This is a genomic window from Planomonospora algeriensis, from assembly GCF_977012225.1.
This window is the reverse complement of record NZ_CDRNDK010000286.1, coordinates 1-8,448: the sequence shown is the minus strand read 5'-3', so window position 1 is coordinate 8,448 and position 8,448 is coordinate 1. Positions and strand designations below refer to the sequence as shown.

The following is an 8,448-nucleotide window of genomic DNA, read 5'->3' as shown; positions in this document are numbered from 1 at the left end:
CGCGCCGCAGACGACCGCCACGCGCCGGGGCGGCCTCGGCCTGCGCCAGCACCAGGTCCGCCAGCGTCGCCTCGGGCAGCTCCGCGCCGGTCGCGTTCCAGGCGTCCAGCAGGGCCAGCTCCGCCTCCGGCAGCATGCGCAGCGCGCCCACCGGCAGGTCGGGCTCGGCGACGGCCGACGCGAGCAGCTCCTGGAACCGCTCGACGAGCATGGCCGCGCTCTCGCGGTCGAACAGCTCGGTGCTGTAGATGACGGTGCCGTCGAAGGCGCCGTCGGGGGCGGGGGCGATGTCCACCGACAGGTCGTGGCGCGCGGGGTGCCAGCCGTTGGGGAACGGGACCGCCGACAGGCCGGGCAGCGGCTCGGGGTCCTCGCCGTGGGTGTGCAGGGCGAACATCGTCTGGAAGACCGGGGTCCGGCTGAGGTCGCGCGGCACGCCGAGCTCGGTCACCAGGCGCTCGAACGGCACGTCCTGGCGGGCGAGCGCGTCCAGCACCGAGCGCCGGGTGCGCCGGAGCAGCTCGGTGAAGGAGGGGTCGCCGGACAGGTCGCAGCGGACGGGCAGCGTGCTCGACAGGAAACCGATCATGGATTCCAGCTCGACGCGGTCGCGCCCGGCCGCCGGGGTGCCCACGCAGAAGTCCTCCTGCCCGGTGTGCCGGGCCAGGAGCACCTGGTAGGCGGCGAACAGCACCATGTACGGCGTGCAGCGCGCCCGCCGGGCGAGCGCGGTGATCGCGGCGGCCCGCTCCGGGTCGATCCGGAAGCCGAGCGCGTCCCCCGCCCAGGAGCGCCGGGCCGGACGCGGCCGGTCGGCGGGCAGGTCGAGCGGGGGGACCCCGGCCAGGCGGTCGGTCCACCAGCGCAGGTCGTCATCCGTCCACCGCCGTTCGCGGGCGTGCTCGCCGTACTGCAGGGGGAGGTCCGGAAGGGCGGAGCCGCGGCCGCCGTAGCAGGCGGCGACCTCGGCGCGCAGCACGTTGAGCGACCAGCCGTCGCTGTTGATGTGGTGCACGACCACGCAGAGCACGTGGTCGTCCGGGCCCAGCTCGATCAGCGTGACCCGGAACGGCGGTGCGGCGGTCAGGTCGAAGGCGGTGTTGGTCAGCGCGGCCACCAGGTCGCGGGCCTCCTGCTCGCCGGAGGCGGTCAGGCGGTGGAGCGCCACGGGCGCCGGCGGGTCGACGACCGCCACCGGTTCCCCGTCCACCTCGCGGAAGCGGGTGCGCAGGCTCTCGTGCCGGGCCGCGACCGCGGTGAACGCGGCGGCCAGGGCGGCCTTGTCAAGAAAACCTTTCAACCGGTAAACATAGGAGGTGTTGTGGCTCGGGTCGGCGGGATCGAACCGGTGGAGGAACCAGAGCCGTTGCTGGCCGTGCGAGAGCGGACGCTCCGCCGCCAGGCCTGCGGGGGAGCCGCCGGGGGAGGCGGTCTCTGGTCGGGGCACGAGGGGCTCCTTCGGCGGAGTGGGGCTCGCGTTCGCCCGGGCGTGAAAGAAGCGGAACGCTGACGCCCGCTCTGCGGCTATTCGCCCAGTTCTCCTGGGTTACCGGCGGGTCACCTTCTGGAAAGAAACTTTCCGGTTAGATATGGCTCGCCAGTTTTACACCTCCGTTCCGGGTCCGCAAGACCCGGCGAGGCAAGGGTTCCCGGCCTTGCGGGCGCTCCGCGGGATGGGGTCTTGTGTGCTTGTCCCGATCATGTAAGACTGTCGCCCGGATTGAAATAGTAAAGATTCTTTTCTGTTGTGGCCGCGACGTTCATGCGCATCTGGGCCATATACATCCGATCTTTAGTGGGAGGTTCACATGGTGAACCTGACCGTCACCCGTCTGCTCGGAGACCGGGCGCTGGCTGAGCCCGACGGGGTCGCGCTGATCGTCCAAGGCTCGGCGCCGCTGACCTACGGCCGGTGGCACGAACGGTCCACCGCCGTCGCGAACGGCCTGGTGGAGCGCGGCGTGGCCCGCGGCGACCGGGTGGGACTGGTCTTCGGGAACGCAGACTGGGCCGACTACGCCGTGGCGTTCTTCGGCGTGCTCAAGGCCGGGGCCGCGGCCGTACCGCTGTCCGACCGGCTCTCCGCCGCCGACCTGCGCTTCATGCTCGGCCACTGCGGCGCGGCCGGGGTGGTCCACGCCGAGGGGCTGGAGGTCCCCGGTGACGGCCGCTGGACCGTGACACCCGGCGACCTGCACACGCAGACATCCCACGACCGGCTTCCCGAGCCCGCGCCCGGCGATCTCGCGCAGATCCTCTACACCTCGGGCACCACCGGTCGGCCCAAGGGCGTCTCGGCGACCCACGCCAACCTGGCGCACGGCTGCGGCACGAGACGCCGCCCGTTCGCGCACTCCCGCCACCTGGTGCACGCCTTCCCGATCGGCACCAACGCCGGCCAGACCATGCTGGTCAACGCGCTGGACGCCTGCCCCGCCGTGGTGACCCCGCCCCGCTTCACCCCCGGACGCTTCGCCGCGCTGATCGAGGAGTACCGGGCCGGGACGGTCTTCCTCGTCCCGGCGATGGCGATCGAACTGCTCAACGCGGGTGTCGCGGAGCGGTACGACCTGTCCAGCGTGCTGCTGCTCGGCTCCGCCGCCGCGCCGCTGCCCGCCGCGGTCGCCGAGGCGCTGACCAAGGCCTTTCCCAACGCGGCGATCGCCAACTACTACACCTCCACCGAGGCGGCCCCCGCCCAGACGGTCATGATGTTCGATCCGGAGCGGCCCGGCAGCGTGGGCCGGGCGGTGGCCGGAGGCCGGGTCAGGATCGCCACCCCGGAGGGGGAGCCGCTCCCGCAGGGCGAGACCGGCGAGGTGTGGATGCGCTCCCCGGCGGCCCCGCGCGCCTACTACGGGGACCCGGACGCCGGGACCTTCCGCGACGGCTGGGTGCGGATGGGCGACCTCGGCCGCCTGGACCCCGACGGCTACCTCTACCTCGTCGACCGGGAGGGCGACGTGGTGAAGTCCGGCGCCTACAAGGTCTCCACGATCCGCGTCGAGGAGGCCGTGTTCGAGCACCCGGCCGTGGTCGAGGCGGCCGCGTTCGGGGTGCCGCACCCGGTCCTGGGAACGGTCGTCGCCGTCGCCGTGGTCGTCCGCGAGCCCTTGACCGCCGGGGAACTGCGCCTCTTCCTCACCGACCGGCTCGCACCGCAGGAACTGCCCGCGCACGTGGCCGAGGTCGCCGCGCTGCCCCGCAACGCGGGCGGCAAGGTCGACAAGCGGGCGCTGCGCGGGAGCCTGGGGTTCGGCGGGCCCGGAAAGGCCGGCGGGCCCGGAAAGGCCGGCGGGCCCGGAGGTCCCGGGCAGGCGTCCCGGACCGCATCACGGGGAGCCGAGGCCACCTTCCTCCAGCAGGGCATGTGGGTGACCGAGCAGACCACCGGGGCGGGCACGGCCTACCACATGCCGCTCCTCGTCCACCTTCGCGGCGATCTGGACGCGGACGCCCTCGCGGCGGCCTGCGCCGCGGTCGTGGAGCGGCACCCGGTGCTGGGCTCCGTCGCGGCCGAGGCGGGCGGCGGGCTCCGGCTCGTCCCCGGTGCCCCGGTGCCGGTACGGCACCGGCCCGGAGCGGGGCCGGTCGAGGGGGACCCGGACGACTGGCCCGAGGCCGTACGCGAGGAGGTCTTCGCCCCGTTCGATGTGGACGGCGGGCCGCTGGTCCGGTTCACCCTGTACCGGACCGGCCCCGGACGGCACACCCTGGCGTTCGTCGCCCACCACCTGGTCTTCGACGGGCACTCCAAGGACATCCTGGTGGCCGATCTCGCCGCGCTGTACAACGGCGAGGACCCCGCCCGGCCACCCGTGCTCGACCACGGCCGGGCCGAACGCGAGCGGGTCGCCGCGGAGCTTCCGGCCGCCCGGGAGTTCTGGGCGGAGCGCTGGCACGAGCCCGGCGAGACCCTGGTGCGCGGCCGGGCGCTGCGCTCCCGGCGGGCGGCCGCGGGCCGTACGCTCCGCTTCCGCGCGGACCTGGCGCCCGTCGCCGGACTGACCCGGTTCGAGACGCTGCTCGCCGCGCTGCACACCCTGCTGGCCGGGTACGGCAACGCCGCCGTCACCACGGCGGTGGACCTGTCCACCCGGCCCCCCGAGGCCGCCGGGCACGTCGGCGTGTTCGTCAACGAGCTGCCCGTCGCCTCGCGCCCGGACCCGGAGGAGATCTTCGGCGGGTTCGCCGCGCGGCTGCGCGCCGGGCTGCGGGAGGTCTACCGGTTCCGCCGGGTCCCGCTGAGCCGGGCGCTGCCCCGCCTGCGGCCGCACGCCGCGCTGGCGCCCGTCTCGGTCAGCTACCGCGCCCGGACCGTGCCGGACCCGGTCTTCACCGGCCTGGAGTGCGCGGTGGACCGGACGGTCCCCAACGGCTCCGTCCGGGGCGCGCTCCACCTGCAGTGCGTGGACGGGCCGGACGGCCTGGCCGTAGCCCTGCGCCACGACCCCGGAGCGCTGCCGGACGCCCGTCCGGTCGCCGACGACCTGCGCCTGCTGCTGGAGCGCGCCGGCCGCGACCCCGGCCTGCGCCTGCGCGACCTGGCGGCCCTCCGCACTGCCCCCCGCTGAACGTCCGCCGCCGATCCCCGCGGCCCGCCGGGATCGCCGGCGGCCCGCCGTACGACCACCTGGAGAACGAGATGGCTTCCGTCACCACCCTCAACGAGCAGATCCGGGAGATCTGGGAGGAGGTCCTGGGCATCTCGCCGATCGACGACCACGACGACGTCTTCGACCTCGGCGGCCACTCCCTGACCATCACGCAGATCATCGTCCGGATGCGCAAGCGCCTCGGCGTGGACGTCGAGCTGGACGACTTCTTCGACAACCCCACCATCGCCGGGATCGTCGCGGTCCTCGGCGGCGACCGCGACCGATGACCGAGAGCGGCTGAGAGCGATGACCGAGAGCGATGACTGAGACCCTCGCCCCGGCTCCGGTGACGAGCCCGGCGCGGCTCTCCCGGCTGGCCGACGACGACCTCGTGCTGCTCCTGCTGATCCGGCACTTCGAGCTGGAGCTGCTCCGGCTGTACGGCGCCGGTGAGCTGAACGGCACCACCCACACCTGCCTGGGCCAGGAGTACGTGCCGGTGGCGCTGCGCCCCCTGCTGCGACCCGGTGACTTCGTGTTCAGCAACCACCGCGGCCACGGCCATTACCTGGCCCGGTTCGGCGACGCGCACGGGCTGCTGGCGGAGGTCATGGGCAGGGAGGGCGCGGTCTGCGGCGGCGTGGGCGGCAGCCAGCACCTGCACCGCGACCGCTACCTGTCCACGGGCGTGCAGGGGGAGAGCCTGCCGGTCGCCGCCGGGGTCGCCCTGCACCTGCGGCGCACCGAGCCGGGGACGCTGGCCTGCGTCCACATCGGCGACGGCACCTGGGGCGAGGGCGCGGTCTACGAGGCGCTGAACCTGGCCGCGCTCTGGGACCTGCCGCTGCTGGTGGTGGTGGAGAACAACGGCATCGCCCAGTCCACGCCCACCGGCGCGCAACTCGCCGGGACCATCGCCGGGCGGGCGGCGGCGTTCGGGATCGGCCACCACCTGGTCGTCTCGGCCGACGTCAACGAGATCCGCCCCGCCCTGGAACCGCTGGTCGCCCGGGTGCGGCAGGGCCGGCCGCTGGTGGTGGAGTTCCGCACCCACCGGCTCGGCCCGCACAGCAAGGGCGACGACACCCGCCCGCCCGAGGCGGTCCGCGCGGCGCGGGAGCACGACTGGTACGCCCGCTACGCCCACGACCACCCCGATCACTTCCACCCGCTCGACGCCCGCGCCAAGGCGCTGGTCGAGGGCGTCGTCGCGGAGGTCTCCGCCCGGCCGCCGTCGAGGTGGTCACCGTGCGAATAGCGCAGAACCTCAGCGGCGCGAGGTGGTCGCCGTGCGCGTAGCAGAGAACGCCCGCACCGAGGGATGGCCGCCGTGCCGTACAGCGGGGAGTCCCCGCACCGAGTGGTGGCCGCCGTGCGTGTAGCCGAGAACCTCAACGCCGCCCTGCACGGGCTGCTCGCCGACGATCCCGCGGCGTACGTGCTGGGCGAGGACGTCCTCGACCCGTACGGCGGCGCCTTCAAGATCACCAAGGGGCTGTCCAGCCGCTTCCCCGGCCGGGTGATCACCACCCCGATCAGCGAGGGCGCGCTCACCGGCGTCGCGGCCGGGCTCGCGCTGACCGGCAACACCGCGGTGGCCGAGATCATGTTCGGCGACTTCGCCGCGCTCGCCTTCGACCAGCTGTGCAACTTCGCCGCCAAGTCGGTGTCGATGTACGGCTCGCGCCTGCCGCTGCGGATGGTCGTGCGCTGCCCCACCGGCGGCGGCCGGGGCTACGGCCCCACGCACAGCCAGAGCCTGCAGAAGCACTTCATCGGCATGCCGGGCCTGGCGCTGTACGAGATGTCGCCCTTCCACGACAACCGCGAGGTGCTCGCGGCCATGGTGGACCGGGGCGAGCCGTGCCTGTTCTTCGAGGACAAGATCCTCTACACCCGGCCGATGGGCCAGGCGGACCCGCTGTTCCGGGTGCGCCGCGACGGCGACCTGGCCGTGGTGGACCCGGACGTGCCGGAACTCGCAGCCCGCCCCGACTGCGTGATCGTCGCACCGGGCGGGACGGCGCACCGGGCGCTGGGCGCGATGCGGTCGCTGCTGCTGGAGGAGGAGGTCTCCTGCCGGCTGCTGGTGCCGTCCCGGCTGTACCCGCTGGACGTCGAGGCGCTGCTGCCGTACCTCGGCGGGGTCGTGCTGGTCGCCGAGGAGGGCACCGCCGGCGGCACCTGGGGGAGCGAGGTCGCCCACCTGGTCCACCAGCGCGTCTGGGACCGGCTGCGGGGGCCCGTCCGCCTGGTCTGCTCCCGGGCGTCGGTGATCCCGACCGCCGCCCACCTGGAGCGGGAGGTCCTGATCGATGAGTCCGCGATCCACCGCGCCGTACGGGAGGCCCTGCGTGGCTGACGTCCTCGTTCCCAAGCTGAACAACCAGGACACCGAGTACCTGGTCGTGGAATGGCTCGTCGGCGACGGCGAGCCGGTGCGCGCCGGTGAGCCGGTGGCGGTCCTGGAGACCTCCAAGGCCGCCGACGAGATCGAGGCGGCCGTCTCCGGGCGGCTGGTCCACGTCGCGGCCAAGGACGCCTGGGTCGCCCCGGGCGCCGTGCTGGCCCGTGTCGTCTCCGGGAACCCGGCCGGAAGCACCGGATCCCCGTCTCCGCCGCCCGCCGGAACCGCGGAGGCGCCCGCCGGAACCGCGGAGATCCCCGCCGCGCCGGGGGCCGGTGTCACGGCCGGCTCTCCGGCAAGGGCATCCGCGGGCTCTCCGGCCGGGGACGGGCCGCCGGGTACGGCCGCCGCCTCCCTGATCACCGACCCGGCCCGGGCCGCCATGGAGGAGCTGGGCGTCCCCGAGAAGCGGGTGCTGGCGCTGGGACTGCCCCTGGTCCGCCGGGCGGACGTCGAACGCCTCGCCGGTACGCCTGCTCCCGGGAAGGGGGAGAACACCGGGGACGTCCGTGCTCCCGGGGAGGAGAAGGACCCCGGGGACGCCAGTGCTTCCGAGGGCGGGAACGTCCCCGGCCCCGCGCGCCCCGGCGGGGAGGAGGACGCGGCCGGCCGGCACGAGCTGTCGAAGGTGCAGCGGGCCGTGGCCCGCGCCGTCACCCTCTCCCACCGGATGGTCCCGGCCGCCTACACCGTGATGCGCTTCGACGTCGGCCGGGCGCTGGAGCGGGCGGGCGCGCTCACCCGCGAGGTGCGCAGGCCGGTCGGGCTGCCCGAGCTGTTCGTGCAGGCGGTGGCCGGGCTGCACGGGAGGTTCCCGCTGCTGTTCGCCTCCGTCGAGGACGCGTCCGGGAACGCGTTCGGGAGCGCGTCCGGGAGCGCGCCCGGCCCGGCGGGGCCGGTGGTCCGGCTCTCCGCCGCCCCCTGCGTCGGGGTCACCTTCGACCTGGGCGAGGGCCTGTACGTGCCGGTCGTCCGCGAGACCGGCTCCCTGCGCGAGATCGCCGCCACGCTGATGCGCCACCGGCTGGCCGCCGCGTCCGGCGGCTTCCGGGAGCAGGACCTGACCGGGGCGAACATCACGGTCACCCTGCACACCGACGCCGACGTGGTCCTCGCCGTCCCGATCGTCCTGCCCGGCACGGCCGCCGCCCTCGCGGTGACCTCCCCGCGGCCGGAGACCGTCCTGGCCGCCGACGGCTCGGTGACGGTGCGGACCGTCGCCGACATCGGCCTGGCCTACGACCACCGCCTCGTCAACGGCAGGGACGCCGCACTGTTCCTGGCCGCACTCCGCCAGGAGATCGAATGACCGAGACCACCTCGACCACGCCGACCGCTTCGGCCCCGGCTCCGGCCGCGCCGTCCGTATCGGCTCCGGCCGCGCAGGCCGTATCGGCCCCGGCGCCGTCCGCGCCGTCCGCGCCAGTCCGCGCCGTCCGCGGC

The 8,448-nt window shown here is 74.6% G+C and carries 6 protein-coding genes; 5 read left to right on the top strand and 1 reads right to left on the bottom strand.

All coding sequences use genetic code 11. The features are described 5' to 3' along the window. Positions 1 to 1,447 (bottom strand): condensation domain-containing protein (locus ACWJ6R_RS24650; protein ID WP_449064513.1); only part of this gene is annotated, 1,447 nt, incomplete at its 3' end. 361 nt (positions 1,448 to 1,808) lie between these two features. Between ACWJ6R_RS24650 and ACWJ6R_RS24645 the strand changes: the two genes are divergently transcribed. The 5 genes from ACWJ6R_RS24645 to ACWJ6R_RS24625 all read left to right on the top strand — a co-directional run bounded on the left by ACWJ6R_RS24645 (position 1,809) and on the right by ACWJ6R_RS24625 (position 8,314). Then, a complete protein-coding gene (locus tag ACWJ6R_RS24645) occupies positions 1,809 to 4,574 on the top strand; it encodes an AMP-binding protein (protein ID WP_449064512.1) in 2,766 nt (921 codons plus the stop codon). Between the two features lie 71 nt (positions 4,575 to 4,645). Further along, the gene (locus ACWJ6R_RS24640) at positions 4,646 to 4,885 is read left to right on the top strand and encodes a phosphopantetheine-binding protein (RefSeq protein ID WP_449064511.1); all 240 of its coding nucleotides are present in this window, start codon (positions 4,646 to 4,648) and stop codon (positions 4,883 to 4,885) included. Positions 4,886 to 4,917: 32 nt separating this feature from the next. Next, positions 4,918 to 5,856 carry a thiamine pyrophosphate-dependent dehydrogenase E1 component subunit alpha gene (locus ACWJ6R_RS24635; RefSeq protein WP_449064510.1) on the top strand — a complete coding sequence of 313 codons (939 nt, stop codon included), beginning with the start codon at positions 4,918 to 4,920 and terminating at the stop codon, positions 5,854 to 5,856. A gap of 72 nt (positions 5,857 to 5,928) precedes the next feature. Then, positions 5,929 to 6,960 (top strand): alpha-ketoacid dehydrogenase subunit beta, encoded by a 1,032-nt coding sequence (locus tag ACWJ6R_RS24630; protein ID WP_449064509.1) that lies wholly within the window; start codon positions 5,929 to 5,931, stop codon positions 6,958 to 6,960. Further along, the gene (locus ACWJ6R_RS24625) at positions 6,953 to 8,314 is read left to right on the top strand and encodes a 2-oxo acid dehydrogenase subunit E2 (RefSeq protein WP_449064508.1); all 1,362 of its coding nucleotides are present in this window, start codon (positions 6,953 to 6,955) and stop codon (positions 8,312 to 8,314) included. The genes ACWJ6R_RS24630 and ACWJ6R_RS24625 overlap by 8 nt, the downstream gene beginning before the upstream one ends. Positions 8,315 to 8,448 lie beyond the last annotated feature (134 nt).